Annotated in this window: 16 protein-coding genes; 10 read left to right on the forward strand and 6 right to left on the reverse strand. The window is 38.9% G+C overall.

The window, feature by feature from the left end; translation table 11 throughout:
- Positions 1–65: 65 nt before the first annotated feature.
- From D0T08_RS08050 to D0T08_RS08060, 3 genes are all read left to right on the forward strand, one after another.
- Positions 66–1,526 (forward strand): TonB-dependent receptor, encoded by a 1,461-nt coding sequence (locus tag D0T08_RS08050; RefSeq protein WP_116982595.1) that lies wholly within the window; start codon positions 66–68, stop codon positions 1,524–1,526.
- Between the two features lie 67 nt (positions 1,527–1,593).
- Positions 1,594–3,159, forward strand: a complete 1,566-nt coding sequence (locus D0T08_RS08055) for a hypothetical protein (RefSeq protein ID WP_116982596.1) — start codon at positions 1,594–1,596, stop codon at positions 3,157–3,159.
- A 103-nt stretch (positions 3,160–3,262) separates the two neighbouring features.
- The gene (locus D0T08_RS08060; RefSeq protein WP_116982110.1) at positions 3,263–4,195 is read left to right on the forward strand and encodes a DUF4349 domain-containing protein; all 933 of its coding nucleotides are present in this window, start codon (positions 3,263–3,265) and stop codon (positions 4,193–4,195) included.
- A gap of 171 nt (positions 4,196–4,366) precedes the next feature.
- Here the strand turns inward: D0T08_RS08060 and D0T08_RS08065 are convergent, their stop codons facing one another.
- Both D0T08_RS08065 and D0T08_RS08070 read right to left on the reverse strand, forming a co-directional pair.
- Positions 4,367–4,918, reverse strand: coding sequence for a cupin domain-containing protein (locus D0T08_RS08065; RefSeq protein WP_116982111.1), 552 nt, complete (start codon positions 4,916–4,918; stop codon positions 4,367–4,369).
- A gap of 80 nt (positions 4,919–4,998) precedes the next feature.
- The gene (locus tag D0T08_RS08070) at positions 4,999–5,835 is read right to left on the reverse strand and encodes an AraC family transcriptional regulator (protein WP_116982112.1); all 837 of its coding nucleotides are present in this window, start codon (positions 5,833–5,835) and stop codon (positions 4,999–5,001) included.
- A gap of 192 nt (positions 5,836–6,027) precedes the next feature.
- Between D0T08_RS08070 and D0T08_RS08075 the strand changes: the two genes are divergently transcribed.
- Entirely contained in the window at positions 6,028–7,083 is a 1,056-nt protein-coding gene (locus tag D0T08_RS08075) for a 3-oxoacyl-ACP synthase III family protein (RefSeq protein ID WP_116982113.1), read from the forward strand.
- Between the two features lie 127 nt (positions 7,084–7,210).
- Here D0T08_RS08075 and D0T08_RS08080 read toward each other — a convergent pair whose 3' ends face one another.
- Positions 7,211–7,963: a DUF5602 domain-containing protein gene (locus tag D0T08_RS08080; protein ID WP_116982114.1), complete on the reverse strand. Its 753-nt coding sequence runs from the start codon at positions 7,961–7,963 to the stop codon at positions 7,211–7,213.
- Positions 7,964–8,324: 361 nt separating this feature from the next.
- Here D0T08_RS08080 and D0T08_RS08085 point away from each other — a divergent pair, with 361 nt between their 5' ends.
- Positions 8,325–11,402, forward strand: coding sequence for a 3-coathanger stack domain-containing protein (locus D0T08_RS08085; RefSeq protein ID WP_116982115.1), 3,078 nt, complete (start codon positions 8,325–8,327; stop codon positions 11,400–11,402).
- A gap of 94 nt (positions 11,403–11,496) precedes the next feature.
- On the opposite strand, the gene D0T08_RS28125 is transcribed toward D0T08_RS08085, so the two are convergent.
- On the reverse strand, positions 11,497–13,509 hold the full coding sequence (locus tag D0T08_RS28125) for an OmpA family protein (protein ID WP_116982116.1): 2,013 nt from the start codon (positions 13,507–13,509) through the stop codon (positions 11,497–11,499).
- Positions 13,510–13,700: 191 nt separating this feature from the next.
- Here D0T08_RS28125 and D0T08_RS08095 point away from each other — a divergent pair, with 191 nt between their 5' ends.
- Both D0T08_RS08095 and D0T08_RS08100 read left to right on the forward strand, forming a co-directional pair.
- Positions 13,701–14,507 carry an MOSC domain-containing protein gene (locus D0T08_RS08095; protein WP_116982117.1) on the forward strand — a complete coding sequence of 269 codons (807 nt, stop codon included), beginning with the start codon at positions 13,701–13,703 and terminating at the stop codon, positions 14,505–14,507.
- A 186-nt stretch (positions 14,508–14,693) separates the two neighbouring features.
- Positions 14,694–15,518, forward strand: a complete 825-nt coding sequence (locus D0T08_RS08100) for a hypothetical protein (protein ID WP_116982118.1) — start codon at positions 14,694–14,696, stop codon at positions 15,516–15,518.
- On the opposite strand, the gene D0T08_RS08105 is transcribed toward D0T08_RS08100, so the two are convergent.
- Both D0T08_RS08105 and D0T08_RS08110 read right to left on the reverse strand, forming a co-directional pair.
- Positions 15,505–15,747 carry a hypothetical protein gene (locus D0T08_RS08105; RefSeq protein WP_116982119.1) on the reverse strand — a complete coding sequence of 81 codons (243 nt, stop codon included), beginning with the start codon at positions 15,745–15,747 and terminating at the stop codon, positions 15,505–15,507. The genes D0T08_RS08100 and D0T08_RS08105 overlap by 14 nt on opposite strands.
- A 177-nt stretch (positions 15,748–15,924) precedes the next feature.
- Positions 15,925–16,155, reverse strand: coding sequence for a cytochrome b5 domain-containing protein (locus D0T08_RS08110; RefSeq protein WP_116982120.1), 231 nt, complete (start codon positions 16,153–16,155; stop codon positions 15,925–15,927).
- Positions 16,156–16,394: 239 nt separating this feature from the next.
- Between D0T08_RS08110 and D0T08_RS08115 the strand changes: the two genes are divergently transcribed.
- The 3 genes from D0T08_RS08115 to D0T08_RS08125 all read left to right on the forward strand — a co-directional run bounded on the left by D0T08_RS08115 (position 16,395) and on the right by D0T08_RS08125 (position 19,165).
- Positions 16,395–16,835 (forward strand): hypothetical protein, encoded by a 441-nt coding sequence (locus D0T08_RS08115; protein ID WP_116982121.1) that lies wholly within the window; start codon positions 16,395–16,397, stop codon positions 16,833–16,835.
- 104 nt (positions 16,836–16,939) lie between these two features.
- The gene (gene thiL / locus D0T08_RS08120; protein WP_116982122.1) at positions 16,940–17,962 is read left to right on the forward strand and encodes a thiamine-phosphate kinase; all 1,023 of its coding nucleotides are present in this window, start codon (positions 16,940–16,942) and stop codon (positions 17,960–17,962) included.
- Positions 17,963–17,983: 21 nt separating this feature from the next.
- Entirely contained in the window at positions 17,984–19,165 is a 1,182-nt protein-coding gene (locus tag D0T08_RS08125; RefSeq protein WP_116982123.1) for a C40 family peptidase, read from the forward strand.
- Positions 19,166–19,234 lie beyond the last annotated feature (69 nt).

Raw genomic sequence — 19,234 nt, forward strand, 5'->3', positions numbered from 1 at the left:
GCTAACTTTGCATAGACAAATAAGGTAAGGAGCGAAAGAATTACATGAGTAAAAAAACATCAGCAATGGAAACCATCTATGAGAAAAATCTGGGTACCAAGCAAAAAGCATTACGTATCAATCTGAACAGTCAGATTTACGGGTGTTTTGCTGAAATTGGGGCAGGTCAGGATGTAGCGGCTAATTTTTTTAAGGCAGGTGGGGCATCAAAAACAATTGCCAAAACTATGTCTGCCTATGATATGACCTTCTCTGATGCCATCTACGGCGTGATGGAGAATGGTCGGTATGTGTGTGAACCCCGTTTGATGAGTATGCTAGACCATGAGTATGGTCTGCTGATTGAACGCCTGGGGGAAAAAAGGGGTGAAACTTCTACGTTTTTTGCATTTTCGGATACAGTAGCGGCATTGAACTATCATAAAACCAATGACGCTCACGGCTGGATGGGGGTGAGGTTTCAGCTGACACCTAAGGGCGGCTACAACGATATTATTATTCACGTAAAAATGCTGGATAATGATAATGTATTGCAACATCAGGCTTTGGGAACATTAGGGGTTAACCTGATGTATGGTTGCTATTTCTATAATAAAGACCCTGAAACTTTGTTGCTCTCGTTGATGGACGATTTAACGAAAGACCGGATACAGATTGACATGATTCGCTTTGAAGGGCCGGATTTTAAGGATGTTGACAATCGTTTGATGAGCTTACGTCTGGTAAGTTATGGTTTTTCAGATATTGCCCTTTTTGGAGCAGATGGGAAGAATCTACAACCATCGGAGGTCCTTTTCAGAAAACATGCACTGGTCTTGAGAGGAAGATTCCGCCCGTTGGTGAATGTACATCTGGATATGCTCGAAACAGGCCGTAAGCAGTTTATGCGTGAGCCTGATGTAGAGAAAGATAAAGTAGTAGTGCTCTCTGAAATTACCTTGCAGGGGTTGAAACAGGCTGACTCGGAAATTGACGAAAAAGACTTTCTGGATAGGGTAGATATCCTCTGTTCTCTGGGACAAATGGTGATGATTTCAAACTATCAGGAATACTATAAACTGGTGGCGTATCTCTCAAAAATCACCAAGCTGAAGATGGGGCTGATTATCGGTTACCCGAATCTGGAATACATTTTTGAGGAGAAACACTATACCGATTTACCAGGGGGAATTCTGGAGTCTTTTGCGACATTATTCAGCAGAAACCTGAAATTATTTGTGTATCCGACCTATCAGAACAATAATATCATGAACAGTATGCGCTTCACACCGCCCATACATTTACTTGATTTATACCGTTATCTGATAGCCAATAACAAGATTGAGGATATACACCATTATAACGAGAAAAACCTTACGATTAACACCGATAAAACCCTCGAATTGATTAAACAAGGAGAGGAAGGCTGGGAAGAAAACGTCCCTGACGAAGTAATAAAAATGATAAAAGACCGTTGTTTGTTTGGCTTCCCTTGTGTAGTTGTACCGGGCATGAGCAAGCACGACATGGCTACAGAAGAGAAGTAATTGGTAACTGAAAAAGTTGATTATTACTTGATTTACCAATTTTTAAATGATTTACTGTATGATTAAAATGAGAACTAACATACTGATTTTTAGTTTATTAGTATTTTTTCAACAAGCATTCGCACAAGACTCACCAAAAATTGTTTTACCTGCAGGCACCGATTGGACACAACTGAAAGAAGGCATACCTGTTTCGTTTAACCTGAAAGTAGAGGGTAAAAATTGTGAAAAATATCGTTTCTCTATTCCGCAAGGAAAAGTAGAAGGTATGGAACTTGATTCGCTCGGTGGATTCCATTGGAATCCCTCTTTCGATTTGGTTGACCGTCTGGCCGGATTCAAGTATCAACAGGTGATTTTTGAAGCCCGTTGTGATACTGCCGCTGATGCCATTTCGTCAAAGGTGGAATTCAGGATTCAGCACGTAAACCGTGCGCCTATGGTAAGAGACCTGAAACCATTTTACGTACAGTATAATACGACAAATATCTATAAATTTGACCGTTACTCGGTTTTTGATGAAGATAATGACCCAATTGTGGTTGTACCATCAATGGAAACTCTGCCGGAGGGTATGAAGATGTCGTCGCAGGGAGAGGTTTCGTGGACACCCTCGCTTACGCAATTCAAACAGATAAAAAACCAGCCTATCTATATAGAGTTTTATGTAGAAGACCAGCCATCAAAGGCGCAGGCAAAAGGCCGTTTGAAAATAGAAGCTACGCAAATAGATTTGCCACCCGAAATAGTAGTAGTGCCTCGTGAGAGCAATTTCTTCATCAGAGAAAATCAGACAGTTAGCCTGCGGTTTTATTTGTCAGACCCGAATGGTGATGATGATATTCAGGTATTTGATTTTCTGACAGATAATCAGAACATCACGAAAGATATGCTGGTGAAGAATACGCCTAATCAATATGAGTTTATCTTCAAGCCCAACTATGATTTTGTAAGAGACCCGTTGGATACTTTGGCATTTACGGTAGATTTCTTTGTATTAGATAAAACCAAGAAACGTGATGTAAAAACCATCAGATTTGTGGTGAAAAATGCCATTAACGAAGCAGAAACCGACCAGAAATTATATAATCTGTACAGAGGAACCCTGCTAAGAGGCTGGGAGCTGATGGAGCAGTTGAAAGAGAAAGAATCTGAACTGAAAAAGCTGTATTCTCAAGCCAAAAAAGGCAAGAAGAACCGTTCGATAGTGAATGCTTCTTTAGGGGCTACTACCAGTTTATCTTCATTCCTGATTCCGAAAGAAAAGCCTGATCAGCAAAGATTGGTTTCAACCCTTGGCGGTACAACCGTGCTGACGATTGGCACATTAGAAGCGACAGAGGTAATCGGTAAATCGATGAAAGATCTGATAGACCGATTGAATTATATTATCGAAAAGAAAAATGAGATTCAAAGCAAAGGAGATATTTTTGCACGTGATTTCTCTTTAAAATCTTCCCGCAGAAGTCCTGATTTTATCAGAAAAGTCGATGATTTTATGAATGCCATGAGTCTGAAAGGCTTGGTAGTATTGGATTTAGATGCCGGATGGGAGCCTAAAAATAAGCCAACTGATAATAATATTAAGAAGACTTTTAAGGATTTTAACCCGGAACAACCAACGCCGAACTGATTCTTAAATTAATCTTAAATAATTCTTAAAATTTTCTTAAAGAAAATGCAATACTATACAATCGCATGCGTTTTTGAGGTATAATCAAAACCTTAAGAAACCTATGCGATTTTATTTTTTATCTAAAGCAGCGTTATTCGGAGCAATGGGCTGCTTCTTCATGGCTTGTTCAAGCAAAGTAGATTCTGATTTTAAGGCAGAACAATCTGACATAGCAGCAGATACTGTTATAGTAGGAGAAAAAGAGGAAACACCAAATACACCTGCCAACCCTGCTGATGCCTCTCAAAGAAAGTTCCTCCGCACAGCCGACATGCAATTTAAGGTAAAAGATGTCCGGAAATCCTCTGAACAAATCGAAGATCTCACTAATAAATATGGCGGCTTTGTTACTTACTCTCATATGCACTCAGATGAACAGGAAAAGAAAACAGTGATTATCAGTGAAGATTCATTGCTAAACATAAGTTTAGTAACTGTAGAAAATGATATTATTATCAGAGTACCCAATCAGCATTTACCAAGCATACTGAAAGAATTGAATAGCATGATGCTATATGTAGACTACCGCACTATCAAGGCAGAAGACGTTAGGCTGCAAATATTATCGAATGATTTAGCTAATAAACGACAGGAGAAATTTGTAGACCGCAATCAGAGCGTACATAAGGATAGAAAAGAGAATATAGGCACGGCCGTAGAAGCAGAAGAAACTCTGCTAGACCACCAGACAGTGGCCGATAATCATAAAATCCAGAACCTGAGCCTGCAAGACCAGGTAGATTTCAGTACACTTACCATTAAGCTATATCAGGCTGCATTTCTGAGTAAAGTAATGGTTGAAAATCGCCAGCATATTGATAATTACAGACCTAATGTTTTTATGCGCATCTGGGATTCTGTGAAAACGGGGTGGATGTTTTTGGAGGATGTGATTGTGATATTGATGAGATTGTGGGTGTTTATTTTGTTAGGTGGAGTAGGAGTTTTCTATTGGCAGTCTAGGAAGAAAACTCAGGATGTGATTAAGAGTTGATCAATACTGTTAATACGGATTCTGTTATTTCTTTTATTGTGAAACATCGTGGCCGTCGTGTACATTGTGGCAAAATAAAATATTTCCGAAAAGTTGCCGCAAAGTACACAAGGGACACGGGGACGCCCAGTCAATGTTTCACTATTTATTCTTTGCAGAGTAGCCATCTAGTTAATATTCCAAAGGTGGCCCAACCACCTGCATGTCATGGTTAGTAAATAGTTTAGCGCCTTCCTGTGGAGATGGTTCTCCCTTGATTGTTCCTATGCTGCGAAAGAAATCTTCCATTTTTCCAGATGGTTGGAATAGAAAGAACATCTGCCCTTTATCGCTCGTTTGGGCAAAAGTATGAGGTACCTTACGAGGTAGAAAAATCGTGTCTCCACCTTTAAGCGTATACTTTTCTTCTCCTACCTGAAAGAGATATTCACCTGATACCACAAAGAATATCTCATCCTGATTTGGATGAATGTGTAGTGGCGGCCCACCTTTTTCGTTGCCTACATATTCAAAAACGCTTAATTGCCCGTTGGTATCTTTGGTTGAAACCTTGATATTATTAGGGTTTTTGCCGTTAACCATCGTTTTCTCATGAAAGCGACTTTCGTTGGCTTTTACAACAAAGCCTTTTTCGGTGCGCTCTTCGGTAAATTCAGATAGTTTTGCTGATGCTATAGTGGGAGCGGCTAGTGCCGATGTCAGTAAGAAGTTTCTTCTTTGCATAGTTTTAAATGATATGATGCAAAGTTGAGATAAGTACAGAAATGTTTGGTGGTAAAAAAACGACAACTATTTAAGAATGATTAATATGTATCAGCATCCCCAAAGGCTCTTTCAGGAGAAGATAAATCTATCAAATGAAATTCGTTAGGTGTTTGTTGGGTAATTGCCTTATAATCTTTTACCAGGTGCTGATAATCGTGGTAACCATATTGGATGGCAATGCTTAACCAATCCAATTTTGGGAATTGGTTTTTTAAACGAAAGGCATTCTCAAAGCGAATAATCTTCTGATAGTATTTGGGAGATACGCCCATGCGCTCCATAAACTTACGTTCATATTGACGGGTACTCAGACAAGATTCCTTGGCTAACCAATCAATACTCAGGTTTTTCTCAGTATGCAACATCAGATTACATACTTTATCTAAGGCGTGTATATCAAGTTTGCTTTGCCTGATTCTTCTGGAAAGAAACGATTCTATACACTCAATCATGGAACTGACATGAACTGCTCCTGCCAGCCTTTCGTTTATTTCTTTTAGCTCAGCCGCCGGAAAAACTGTTTCAGCATCAACATAGGCATTGGTAATTTCATAAGAGGGAATACCTGTAAGCCGATACAAAGCACCCGGACGAAACACTATCTGAAACAGCAAAAAATCTCTCCCTACATAGCGGTTACTTACTTCATTTTGCTGTCCGAACAAGACAGATTGCAGATTTGAAAATGTTTTACCGCTACTAATATATTTAACGGTTTCGGTATCTTTTGGATAAAAACTCAGACAATGCTCGGGGCGAGGTGGATAAGGTTTAGGTGGGATAGAACTAATATCAGTAAACTGAAAATCTACCACCCGATAAGTACGGACAATATTGTTCAATGCCTGACCTGGTGGAAAGAAATACAGCCCCATATGATTAATGATAGCAGGTTTAATTGATAGCCTGATAGATAAAACCTACGCAAGGTATTGAACTAAACTGGAAAATAATGGAATATAAGACGTATTTTACTAAGTGGGAAATATAAGTACTATTCCAAGATTGTCTTGCACATTCAAGCGATTTTCTTGTAACTTCGTGGCTGGATTCAAACAGCAACAAATATGGTCAATTCAAAAATAGCAGGTATCGGTTTTTATGTACCTGAGCAGGTAGTTACTAATGCAGATTTAATGAAGGTTATGGATACTTCTGACGAGTGGATACAGGAGCGTTCGGGCATTAAAGAAAGAAGATACGGCAAGAAACACGAAGAAACACCCACCACGATGGCGGCAAACGCTGCCAGAATCGCATGCGAAAGAGCGGGCATCAAACCGGAAGAAATAGATTTTATTGTATTCGCTACCCTAAGTCCTGACTATTATTTTCCGGGTTGTGGTGTGCTATTACAACGTGAGTTAGGTATCACCCAAAAAGAAATGGGGGCTATTGATATCAGAAATCAATGTTCGGGTTTCATTTATTCACTTTCGGTAGCCGACCAGTTTATTAAAACCGGTATGTATAAAAATATACTGGTCGTAGGCTCTGAGATGCACTCAATGGGTCTTGATTTCACCACCCGGGGGCGTAATGTAGCGGTTCTTTTCGGTGACGGCGCAGGAGCAGTAGTGCTACAACCTACTACTGAAGAGGGTAAAGGTATACTGACCACACATTTGCATTCAGATGGTACTTATGCAGAAGAATTGGCCTTGATTAGCCCTGGTAGCCACGGAGGGAAACATTTAGGTAAAGAGCAATTCGGTTTCCCTGATGCTTTGTATGGAGAAATCTTTGTCTATGAAGACCTAATTGAAAATAAGACTTATTACCCGAATATGAACGGACAATTAGTGTTCAAAACAGCAGTTACAAAGTTCCCTGAGGTAATTATGGAAGCATTGAATAAAGTAGGCTTAACGCCTGCTGATATAGACTTGCTGGTACCACATCAGGCCAATCTACGTATTGCCCAGTTCGTGCAAAAGACTTTAAGATTACCAGACGACAAGGTATACAACAATATCATGAAATACGGTAATACCACAGCGGCCTCTATTCCAATCGCTCTATGCGAAGCCTGGGAAGCAGGCAAAGTAAAAGATGGCGACCTGGTATGTCTGGCTGCCTTTGGTAGTGGCTTTACATGGGGCTCGGCGTTGATTAGATGGTAGAAGAGATTGAGTGATAGAGTGAATTAGTGATTAAAAATGAAGAATAGCGATTTTAAACTATAATCACTCATTCACTCAATCGCTAAATCACTCAATATATTTTTTTTACAAAAGTCATTTTAGAATCTTATTGCATGAGCATCATAGCATCGAGGCTTACCTGAATATCATCTCTTACCTTCTTGATGCTATAATTCATTGGGTAATACCCTGCCTTCTCAAACTTGGTCGGTAACGGCAAAAGCTTATTTACATTCGGGCTTCCTTTCAAAAACTCATGGGCTATCATCGGCTCAATAAATGTCATTTTCCCGTCATAAGAGCCATAGATTAAGGTTTCAGTAAACTTGCCTGTTCCTGCTAGTTCAGGTGATTTTGGATCGGCCCAGTGAACACCCATCGCAGGTACACCAGCCGGAAGACGGATATAGCCATTAGGTATAAACCCAGCCGGAGGAAGATTATCAAACTTGGCAGGTGCCATTGGATAAGGAGGAATCGCCTCACGTTCAGCCTGAGACTGAATGTAGAAATGCATATCAAAATGCGCAACATCGTAAGTACCCGGAGGTTCATGACCCGTATGCAGATAATCAATCATGATGTGGCTGAAAGGCGTTTTGCCTACTGCCTGAGTTGGTAAAGCTAATACTAAAGCTACACCAGTGTGAGGGATGTTGTCGAGCGCTCCTTTGGTAAGCGTAATACCGATAGACAGTGGTTTGTTGTCGGCTGCAAAGGTTACCCATGAGTAGGCTTTGCCATTGCCTAAAGTTTGTTCAGTGCCTTTGTAGGTTGGGTTACCCGGAGCTTCTTCGTTTTTCTCGCAGCCCATCAGTAATACAAACGCTACCAGCGTTAAGGTAAGAAGGTGTTTCATAATACGTGAAATAATTTATTAGATTGGAAAATGATTTATAAACGGTAACAGGCAGACGACGAGATAATGCAAAGTTGGTGAAATTTATAAGGTGAACGTTAGCTCAAATAGAACAATCTTTAACTCATTTTGGACATTCTTATTGAGTGGTAGGATTAAATAGAGGATTCTACAAAACCTTTGTAAGAAACAGTATTTTTACACCACTTACATTTAATAATTGCTATAAACTGGAAAAAAAAATAATATACCACAGAATATTTTTTAATAGTATTTGAATTAATATTTTCTGTAAATTGCGCATAATCTGAATATTGTTCTAAAAATCTGTAACTAAAAAACTACCGCTCGGCGGCCACTTATGAATCTTCGATTTATACTATTCTTCTTATTAACAACTTCGTTTCATTCGTATTCACAAAGACTTTTAAAAGACATTGCCTCTTCTGATGCAAGTTCGAATATTAATCAGAGTTTCGTAGATTTTAATAATAATCTGATAAAAGGCGATACGCTATTCTTTCTGGCTCAGGATACTTCTTTTTTCTATAAACAATATAAAGATATCTGGTTTACAACTGGTACAGCAGCGAGCACAAGGAAAGTAACCAGTGGGGATTATTATTCATCAAGTTTTTATACCTTTCTGACTTCTTTTAAAGGTAAAGCTTATTTTAAAAACCTATATGAGCCAAATTTATATGCTGCTGATGGCAATACCATTACGGTTGTAAAGACTTTTAACAATAGTATTATTAAAAAGGCAGGTATTATAAATGGATGGCTCTATGTATTTGTAAGTAATAATACCAACAATACTTTAGAACTGTGGAAAACTGACGGCACTGAAGCCAACACAAGTAAAATAACCGATGTGTATAGCGGTACACATTTCTTTTATGATACGCTATATGAAAGCAATTTTTTAAGTACAGGAGAAAAAATTTATTTTAAGCTTACAACTGATGCTTATGACAACGAACCATGGGTTACAGACGGAACCTCAAATGGTACCAGACTATTAAAAAATACAGTCAATGGACCAAGTTTACTTAAGGACTTTAAGAAGGTGGGTAATACCGTCTTTTTTTGTGCTTATAACACCATTAATCAATCTAAATTATGGAAAACCGATGGCACTGAAGCAGGAACGGTTGTGGTTGCTGACGCCATTGATGGCAATCAGAATTATAATCCCCAGACTAGTATAAGCTATAACAATGAATTGTATTTTATAGCAAACGATAATAAATTCTATAAAACTGATGGGAGTACCATCACATTAGTACGAGATAATCTAACAGTATTGCATAATCAACTGATGTTGGGAGATATTGTAAAAATGAATGATCTGATGTATTTCATCAGAAAGAATGCTTTTGATTTCGAACTATGGAAAAGTGATGGAACAAACAACGGCACACAAAAGATTAAAACAATCCTGATGACCCCCTATAATAATTATATGAACATCAGAATTCTTGCCGGAACTTCAAAAATATACTTTCAATTGGCAGTGACCAGTGGTGGGGTATTTGAAAATATTACCCAGCACTGGGTAAGCGATGGCACTGCTGAGGGAACTATCAATATCAGTACGCTGAATCCTATTTTTTCTAATGGTTCTTATAATGATCAACTGGCTGTTGTTGGTGATACCTATTATTTTACTGCCTATGACGCCCTCAACGGTTTTGAGTTATGGAAATCTAATGGTACACCGATAGGTACCATGATGGTGAAGAATATCAACCAAAGTGTCACTTCTTCTGCTCCGGCACAGTTTGTAGCGTTCAATGATGAAGTCTATTTCACGGCTGATGATATAAAACATGGACGTGAAATCTGGAAAACAGATGGTGCCTCTGCCAATACTACGCTGGTAGCAGATTTGAATGCGAGTTCTATTTCTGATATAAATTATTCCTCTGACGTTTCAGGGATGATTGCCTATAATGATGTAATTATTGCGCAAATTACTCATCAGTTAGTGAAGTTTAACAAAACTATGCCTCCAACAGTTTTTTTTGTTTCAACTCATGGAAATCCAAAGAACCCTGAATTTACCAGATTTAATAATAAAATTTATTATAAGGGCTGGGTTAATGATAATAACCCCGGAGGCGGAGGCTATGAACTTTTTGCAACTGATGGCACTGATGCTGGTACCGCTAAAGTGAAAGATTTTAGTAACTATTATTTAGGCGGAGATCCGAGTAACCTGCTGGTTTGGGACGGCTTATTATATTTCATAACAGAAGATAATACCAAAATATGGAAAAGTGATGGAACCGAAATAGGTACAGTTTTAGTAAAAAACCTTACGGGGGGTACTATTAAATCAAAATTTTATGAGGCAAACGGTGTGCTGTTATTCCTTTATGAAAGCCCAACCTATGGGCTTGAATTATGGAAAACCGATGGCACAGAGGCAGGTACTGTTTTGGTAAAAGATATTAATCCGGGTGTAGGAGGGGCTGGCATCACAAATCCGGCTGTGTATAATAATAACCTCTTTTTCGTGGCTACTAACGGAAGCAGTTATGCCCTCTACAAGTCTGATGGCACCAGTGCCAATACTCAGGTTTTTAGTAGTGTAATAAGTACTAACATACCTGCAGTATTTAAGAACAAACTATTCTTTATCTCCTATGATCCAAACGGTTATGCGTTATGGGCAATAGACGGAAATTCGGCGCCGGTTAAAATACAGAAATTGACAAGTACTATGCATAATGCGGGTGCTGCTGTATTGATGAATGTGAATGAAGAGATACTTGTTTTTGACGTAGCCCCTAATACCGCCAGGCACGAATTATGGGCTTCTAATGGTACCACAGCAGGCACAAAACTGGTGAAAATTATCCGGCAAAAAGAATTCAATGATACTTCCATAAGGATTACGGAATATATTTATAATAACCGTAAACTCTATTTTGCAGTTGATGACGGAATTAATGGGAAAGAACTCTGGATGTGGGATTTCGATTGTCAGGAATTGATGACTATCACCAATCCTATCACTCAGGATTATGATTATACAGTTGATAAATATATAGTGGGCAGTAATAAAATTAATGCCAACATAAAAGCGAGTTATAATGCTAACAAATACATTACGCTCAATCCAGGATTTGAAACAAAAGCAGGTGCCCGTTTTTCGGCTACTATGAATGGCTGTATCGTGGTTGCTACCTCGTCTAATTCAAGTTCGAACGAGCCTGTTTTTAAGAATTTCCCTACAAAAGTAGATGCTATGCCAGGTATTATTCAATTTTTGAATAACCCTATAAATGCTGAATTACTATCGGTATATCTATCAGAAAAAGAGAACAATAAAGAACAGAATATAGTCTGGATTTTTGATGAATCGCCGGATAAATATATCTTAAAAATGCATGTAAATGAGAAAGAGTATATAGGTTATCTTAACAAATAGAAAATCTTATTTTACTAAAATCTTTTTAATAAGCCATAGAAACACAATAGCCCCGAAAGAATCCGGGGCTATTGCTTTATGGAGGGGGTTATTATTACTCAATTTCAATAATCTTGAACTCCGTACGGCGGTTGGTCTGGTGTTCATCCTCAGTCCTGGCATTCTTAATCAATAACTCACTTTCACCATAACCTCTGGCTGAAATACGGGCTTTATCTATTCCCTTAGAAACAATGTAATTCACGGCAGATTCTGCACGTCTCTGAGACAGACGTTGGTTATACACCTCGGTTGCACGGGAGTCTGTGTGCGAGCCTAACTCAATTTTGATAGTCGGATTATCATTCAGTACCTGAACGAGTTTATCCAACTCTATAGCAGCATCAGTTCTGATGTCCCATTTATCCAGATCATAATAGATATTTTCAACACGGAATGTTTTCTCCAAAGCTATTTCTTCCAGATTCAACGTTGTATAAAACGTAGTATCGGTAATGGCTTTAGTGAGTAGTGATTGCGGAATAGCCCGACCATTCATTGAAAAATCTTCACGTTTGGCCAGATAATTCTTTTTGCTGCCCAGAATCACATAATCACCATCTTCCTGCACACCAATAGGGCCAAACCTGCCATCTTTTCTGGTAACTATCTCGGTCATTGGCTCTTCCTGACCAGTGGTTAGGATTTTTATTCTTACCGAATCTAAAGGTATATTTTCGTTATTGGCATTTTTGGTATAAACCGTACCTGCCAGATAATATCTCACCGTTTTGATTTCAGTAGGTTTACTTAAGCTATCTGGTTTTGAAATCGGAATCAGAGGCGATTTGCTTGGGTCATTTGTAGCTACGTCAGGCTGGGGTGCTTCATAATAATAAATATCATCGTCGCCCGTACCTCCGGCTCTGTTTGATGAGAAGAAAATATCTCCTTTTTTACTCATCACCAAGCCAAAATCATCCATGTTTGAGTTATAGGGAGCACCCATATTTTCGACGGTGATTTTACCGGCAGAACGAACGGCTATAAACAAGTCAAGTTTACCCAGACCCGGATGTCCGTCAGAGGCAAAATATAATCTGCCGTCTTCTGATACATAAGGAAACATTTCATCACCTGCTGTATTTACTTCTTTACCCAGGTTCACCGGATTACCGAAACGACCAGAGGCATCCATATTGACACGATACAGGTCAATACCCCCTAAACCTCCCGGACGATTTGACGCAAAATAAATCGTTTTACCATCACGTGAGAAAGCAGGAGAACCATCCCAACTGGCAGAATCTGAGGCACTCACATAACGTGGTTCTGTCCAGCCGGTACCATCTACATAGCGCGAGATATACAAATCCATATCAGGCGATAAGTCTTTTCTCTTACCTGTATTCCCTCTGGCATAAATCATTGTTTTACCATCAGGTGAAAACGTTGGTGTACCCTCGTTACGTTCTTCATCAAAAAGCGCTGCGCTGAATTTCTCCGGTTTTCCTAGTTCTGCCATCGAACGCGCCAATCTGGCTTTATACAAACCCACGTACGGTAGACCGTTAGAGTAGGTTTTACCTTTGCGTGAAGCAGTGAAAACCAGTTCATCTCCATGTATCATCGGAGAGAACTCCGCTCCTGCAGTGTTAATCTGAGAAAGATTTTTGAAAGTAACTTCAGTTTGTTTTTTCTTTAATTCACCTATAATTTTCAGCGTATTCACCTCACGGTAGGCTTTTTCATTATAGGCTTTAATAGTGCTTTTAGAATCGATAAACTGTTGAAGCTCTCTAAGCGCCATATCATATTTTTCGGCAGCTTTTAGTGCAAAAGCATAATGGAAATGCGCTTCAGGTATCAATAATTTTGCTTCAAAAGCTTTTTCGTAATAGGGGATAGCTTCAACCCAACGATTCGACAAACGATAGGCTTCCGCTATTTTGTAATTCAAATTCGCTTTTTCACTTTCGGCAATATTATTTACCTTTGCCAGGTCTTTAATAGCCAAATCGTACTGACCTTTTTCGAAACTTGCCAGACCTCGTTTGTACATTTGGAGTTGCGCAAAAACACCATTCGAAAGGAGCAGAAGTGTAATGAGATAAAATATTTTTTTCATTGTATAAATGGGTAGGGCCACCATACACGCCCACAATTTTTATAGGTTGTAGCTATAAGTTTATTGTTAATCACCAACACAAACAGAGGCTTGCTATAACGCCTTGAATTTTCCTCCAATTTATATGTTTGACCTAATAACTCAAACGATTTTATGTGAGAATTGTTGTATCCGAAAAAATATAAGTAAATATGGCAATAATTATTACTGAAATAAACATTTACCCCATTAAATCTTTGGGAGGAATCTCGCTTCATTCAGCGCAGGTAGAAGACAGAGGGCTACAATATGACCGCCGTTGGGTGTTAGCTGATAGCGAGAATATGTTCAGAACTCAAAGAGAAAATGAACAGATGGCCCTGATTGAGGTAGCGATAGAATGCGATGGTCTGAAAGTAAGTCACCGCAAGAAAGATATTGCTCCATTAAAAGTGCCGTTTGACCCTCAAACAAATGATAATCAAATGATTACTATCTGGGACGATGTGGTGAGAGGCGTAAGAGTAAGTGATGAAGCCGATGCCTGGTTTACCGAAGTTTTAGGAAAAGAAACGCGTCTATACTACCAGCCTGATGATTCTATCCGACCGACAGACCCTAAATATTCAATCACACACGAAGAACATACAAGTTTTTCTGATGCTTATCCGGTTTTAATTATTGGGGAGTCAAGTCTTAATTACCTGAACGATAAACTGGAGGAAAAAATGGAAATGAAGCGTTTCCGGCCGAACTTGGTTTTTTCAGGTGGCAAAGCGCATGATGAAGATAATTTCAGATACTTTCAGGTAGGAGAAGCCAAACTGGTAGGTGTAAAACTCTGTGCGCGTTGTGTACTCACAACCATCAACCCCGAAACCGCTGAAAAAGGCAAAGAACCGCTGAGAACATTAGCTCAATACAGAAAAAATGGCAGTAAAATTTTATTCGGGCAGAATCTTTTAGTGGTTGAAAAGGGGCAGATTAAGATAGGGGATGAGATTGTTTTGGAAATTTAGTGATTTGGTGAATGAGTGATTGTGTGATTAGTGTCTTGAACTTTGCCGCGACGGCGGACCGTTTTAACTGATTAAGCTGATTATTATGATTAACTAGAAAAAATGGTTCTTAATTATATCAAGTAAGATTATGGTATCAGTTAAATCATGAAATCAGGTAAATCATAGTTCAAGACATCATTCTTAATGAAAACCAAACCTACCAATATCCTCCAAACCCTCCACTACTTAAGCCTGGATGTAGTGATTGGAGCACTATTGAGTAGTATCATGTTCTGGAAAATGTCTGATGCAAATAGCCAGCCCAACGCTTTGGTATTAGTAGTTTTAGCAATATGCACCTGGATTATTTATATCTTCGACAGACTACTGGATAATATTAAATCAGAGCCGCAGGATGCCCGGCATCAGTTTCATTTTACTCATCAGTATTATCTGCAGGTAGTCGTTATCGTTTTATCTATTCTGGCACTCTTTCTCGTTTTCTTTTTACCCAAGCCTGTTATCATTTTTGGAATAGTTTTTTCGGCATTCCTGCTTCTTTATTTTTTTTTACTTCAAAAGAAAACTTCTGCATCAGCCTATCATTATTATAAAGAAATTGCTACTGCACTATTGTATAGCCTACCCATTTTTGGGAGTGCTTTTGTAGGTAAAGCTGTAGGCTTCTGGCAATATTTATCGGCTTTTAATTTCATCCTGCTTGTTCATCAAAGCATCCTGGTATTTTCCTGGTATGAAATGCAGGAAACGCCAGAGGCAAAGAATTTTGCTCAAAAAATAGGAAATAAGGGTGTCAGATGGATAGTAGTAGGCATTACTATTCTGATGGGAGTCAGTTTTTCAGCAAGTGCAGAGGGCTATATGCAGAACGTATTTCTGATAGAGTTTGCTATGGCTTGTGCTACTCTGGCCGTTTTTATTTTCTCTAAAAAACTCTCCATTAACCAACAGTATCGTTGGGTAGGTGAACTGGTGTTCTGGTTGCCTGGGGTGCTTATTTTTTCTTAAGACGTTGCTCAATATTTTTAGGCTTTTCATCTTTTTTAGCTTCTGCCTCCTTTTTTTCTTTAATCTTTCTTAGGCCCCTACGATAGGTATAGTAGAGAAAACCAGCCAAAGAAAACATCAGAAAGAAATAGCTATCGCTCAAAGGTACTTTCTTATAAAGCGCCTGATCGACGAACATAACCAAAAAAGCTAAACTAGCAAAAAGTATAATTGATTCAATGAGTTTCATGAGTGAATAACTAATTAGTGATTTAGTGAATTAGTGATTGAGCGGCCGCCGCGCGGTGATTATAATCTTGAATGCGGACGTCGCGCGGGTGAATTGTGAATTAGTGAATAATAATGAAACATAGTGTGCCTTTATGTACATATTTGGTAAATTCTAATCACTAAATCGCTCAATCACTCATTCACTCAATTTTCCCACCGCCTTAAACCTCTGGAAAACACCCTCTGCGTGCGGTGCGTCTTTCAGTTCATCGGTTAGGTCTTGTCCGGCCCAGTGTTCATAGTGTTTACCGTTACGCCATAACCTTGAATGGGTTACATCATAGATAATCGACTGATAGGCAATCCAGATTTCTTCCTTATCCTGACCATTACGCAAAGCCAACTGATTTCGGGTATACTCTTTCAATAGAATTTTTTCTGCAAAGGTCGTAAAGATTTATGAATGCTGACAATGAAAATTCAGATTAATTCGTTTCCCTGATATTTAGTCGCTGATTATTACAACCATTTTCTCAAAAAATACGTCAATATAGTTAGAGAAATTTTTTTTTAGTTTATATTTAAGCCATATTTGTCGCGTGTTCTATTGCGCAACTATAATGTTGATTAAAAAAGGTTGAAAAACATATTCAAAAATAACATTCTATGAAAAAGATTGCCATTCTATTGTTTGCTTGTAGTTTTTTCATCTTTTCTTGCGGAAAAGATAATAAGACTGTGCCGGTGTCAGAAAAAATTAAAAAGAACTGGGTTGCTAATACAGTGAAAGAGGGTACTGCGATTGTGTATACCAAAGGAGCAGCCAGCAACACTAAACCAGGCTATTCAAGTTTTCAATTAAGATTATTAGCTGCGCCATCAGCTACTTTGGTAGAATTTGATGGTAATACATTTTCTGGACAGTACGAACTATCAGGTGAAACAAAATTGATTCTGAAAAACCTGAGCCCTGCCCCAACAGGTACTGGCGGAACTATAGAATTTAACATTGATTCGATTACCGATACACAATTGGTATTGACGCGTACTACACCAAGCCAAAAAACAGGTGGTACTACCAATACATATACCTTGACTATCCAGTAAGGGACAAAGGTCTTGAGACAAAGGGTGGGCTGAAAAGTCCACCTTTTTTTGTGTATCTTTGTGAAAAAATAGATATTAGCAGAGTAGAACATTGAACAGGAGCTATGGAAAGAACAGAACTGAATGCATTGGGAGAGTTCGGCCTGATTGACCGGATAAAATCAAAATTTACCACACAAAACCCTGAGACTATTACAGGCATTGGCGATGATGCCGCTGTAATAGATTTAGGTGACAAATACATGCTTATTTCGACGGATATGTTGTTGGAGGGAATTCATTTTGATTTATCTTACGCACCACTTCGCCATTTAGGTTATAAGGCTGTAGCCGTGAATGTATCTGATATTGCCGCCATGAATGGCATAGCCAAGCAGATAACCGTAAGTATAGGCTTAAGCAATAGAATATCGGTTGAAGCCGTTGATGAAATTTATGAGGGCATTCGTTTTGCCTGCGAAGATTATAAAGTAGATCTGATTGGGGGCGATACCTCTGCTTCACGCTCAGGGCTGATACTTTCTATAACCGCAACGGGCTTAGTAGATAAAGACAAAATAGCCTATAGAAATGGCGCAAAAGTCAACGATATTTTGTGCGTAACAGGCGATTTAGGTGCGGCTTATTTCGGTCTGCAGATATTAGAAAGAGAGAAGCAGGAATATCTGGCAAACCCAAATATGCAGCCTGATCTGGAAGAGAAATCTTATCTGGTAGGTAAACAGCTTAAACCTGAAGCCAGAGCGGATATTATACACGAATTGGCCGAAGCGGGCGTTGTACCCACATCAATGATTGATATTTCTGATGGGTTGGCCTCTGAAATCATCCATTTAAGCACGCAATCTGGCGTAGGAGCATTGATTTTTGAAGAGAAATTACCGATTGAAGATATTACGATGCTGACGGCATCAGAATTTAATATAAGTCCAATCACGGCGGCATTGAATGGCGGAGAAGATTATCAGCTACTATTTACCGTAAAACAGGCCGATTTTGATAAAATAAAGAACGTGTCAGATATTACGCCAATTGGCTATATGACTGAAGATAAGGCCGTAGAACTGGTATTGAAAAGTGGAGCAAAGGCAAGCATCAAAGCCCAGGGCTGGAATCATTTACAATAGTTATATACAGTGATAAACGCAATGTATTATTCCCTGAACACTCGTAACAAACTTTACTTATTAATTCTGTTTACCTGCCTGAGCAATGCCCTGTTTGCCCAGGTAAATCAAACGCCTGTTACACATCCAACGGTGCATGCCATTATTGAGCAGGTGAAGAAAAAATATGCGCCTGATAAAAGGGTAGCTGTTTTTCAGGTAGATTTAGATAGTAATTTACTGGTAGGTAAAACCAATTTACCGTTAGCCAAAAAGGAGTTAATGAGTCGTTTGAAAACCAACGGTTATAACCTGGCTGATGAAATACGGGTTTTGCCTGAGGAAGAAGAATTAGAAGATAAAATTTATGCTTTAGTGAATGTATCTGTTGCTAATATCCGTTCACAACCCAAAGAATCAGCTGAACTGGCAACACAATCATTGCTGGGTACAACGTTGAAAGTATTAGAGAAAGAACGAAACTGGTATCTGGTACAAACACCCGACCATTATATAGGTTGGGTAGATGGTGGTACTATCAAACGCAAACTCAAAGATGAGGTAGAAGCTTATCAGAATCAAGCGAAGCTAATGTATGCCAGACCTTTTGGATTTGCATTTACAGAAGCCGACGAAAATACGCAAACAGTTTCTGATCTCACCTGGGGAGATTTATTTGTGGTAAAAGACACCTTAACAGATTTTTATGAAGTGATATACCCTGATGCTCGCAAAGGTTTTATCCCAAAACATGAAGCTATATCTTATCAGGATTGGAAGAAAATGACTAACCCCAATCCGGAAGCCTTGACTAAAACAGCTTTCCGTATGATGGGTTTGCCTTACTTATGGGGTGGTACCTCATGGAAAGGGGTTGATTGCAGCGGTTATATGCGCATGGTATATCAGACCAATGGCATTTTACTACCCAGAGATGCGTCTCAACAGGCTTTTGTGGGTGAAGATGTAGCTTTTGAAAAACTAAGCGTAGGCGATTTACTATTCTTTGGCGAGAAAGCTACGCCTGAAAAACCTGAGCGAGTCGTACACGTAGGTATGTGGCTGGGCAATAATGAATTTATTCATTCATCCGGAATGGTAAGAATCAGTAGTTTTGATAAAGATTGTGCCAATTATGATGCCGGTAACGCGAATCGTTATCTGAGAGCGAAACATATATTAGGAGTAGGTGCTGAGAAAGGAGTGGTTTCACTGAAGAATTGATTTGGGATTTTTATTTGTCAAATCAACACTTATTCTATAATTTTAGCGTATCTATTCAACGCCTATAAA

Source organism: Emticicia sp. C21 (assembly GCF_003418935.1).
In the GTDB taxonomy this organism is placed as follows: domain Bacteria; phylum Bacteroidota; class Bacteroidia; order Cytophagales; family Spirosomataceae; genus Emticicia.

What these genes read in the sequence shown, in the direction of transcription:
- D0T08_RS08050 (WP_116982595.1), top strand. Translation starts at nt 66, where the DNA reads ATGGAAACCATCTATGAGAAAAATCTGGGTACCAAGCAAAAAGCATTA.
- D0T08_RS08055 (WP_116982596.1), top strand. Translation starts at nt 1,594, where the DNA reads ATGAGAACTAACATACTGATTTTTAGTTTATTAGTATTTTTTCAACAA.
- D0T08_RS08060 (WP_116982110.1), top strand. Translation starts at nt 3,263, where the DNA reads ATGCGATTTTATTTTTTATCTAAAGCAGCGTTATTCGGAGCAATGGGC.
- D0T08_RS08065 (WP_116982111.1), bottom strand. Translation starts at nt 4,918, where the DNA reads ATGCAAAGAAGAAACTTCTTACTGACATCGGCACTAGCCGCTCCCACT.
- D0T08_RS08070 (WP_116982112.1), bottom strand. Translation starts at nt 5,835, where the DNA reads ATGGGGCTGTATTTCTTTCCACCAGGTCAGGCATTGAACAATATTGTC.
- D0T08_RS08075 (WP_116982113.1), top strand. Translation starts at nt 6,028, where the DNA reads ATGGTCAATTCAAAAATAGCAGGTATCGGTTTTTATGTACCTGAGCAG.
- D0T08_RS08080 (WP_116982114.1), bottom strand. Translation starts at nt 7,963, where the DNA reads ATGAAACACCTTCTTACCTTAACGCTGGTAGCGTTTGTATTACTGATG.
- D0T08_RS08085 (WP_116982115.1), top strand. Translation starts at nt 8,325, where the DNA reads ATGAATCTTCGATTTATACTATTCTTCTTATTAACAACTTCGTTTCAT.
- D0T08_RS28125 (WP_116982116.1), bottom strand. Translation starts at nt 13,509, where the DNA reads ATGAAAAAAATATTTTATCTCATTACACTTCTGCTCCTTTCGAATGGT.
- D0T08_RS08095 (WP_116982117.1), top strand. Translation starts at nt 13,701, where the DNA reads ATGGCAATAATTATTACTGAAATAAACATTTACCCCATTAAATCTTTG.
- D0T08_RS08100 (WP_116982118.1), top strand. Translation starts at nt 14,694, where the DNA reads ATGAAAACCAAACCTACCAATATCCTCCAAACCCTCCACTACTTAAGC.
- D0T08_RS08105 (WP_116982119.1), bottom strand. Translation starts at nt 15,747, where the DNA reads ATGAAACTCATTGAATCAATTATACTTTTTGCTAGTTTAGCTTTTTTG.
- D0T08_RS08115 (WP_116982121.1), top strand. Translation starts at nt 16,395, where the DNA reads ATGAAAAAGATTGCCATTCTATTGTTTGCTTGTAGTTTTTTCATCTTT.
- thiL (WP_116982122.1), top strand. Translation starts at nt 16,940, where the DNA reads ATGGAAAGAACAGAACTGAATGCATTGGGAGAGTTCGGCCTGATTGAC.
- D0T08_RS08125 (WP_116982123.1), top strand. Translation starts at nt 17,984, where the DNA reads ATGTATTATTCCCTGAACACTCGTAACAAACTTTACTTATTAATTCTG.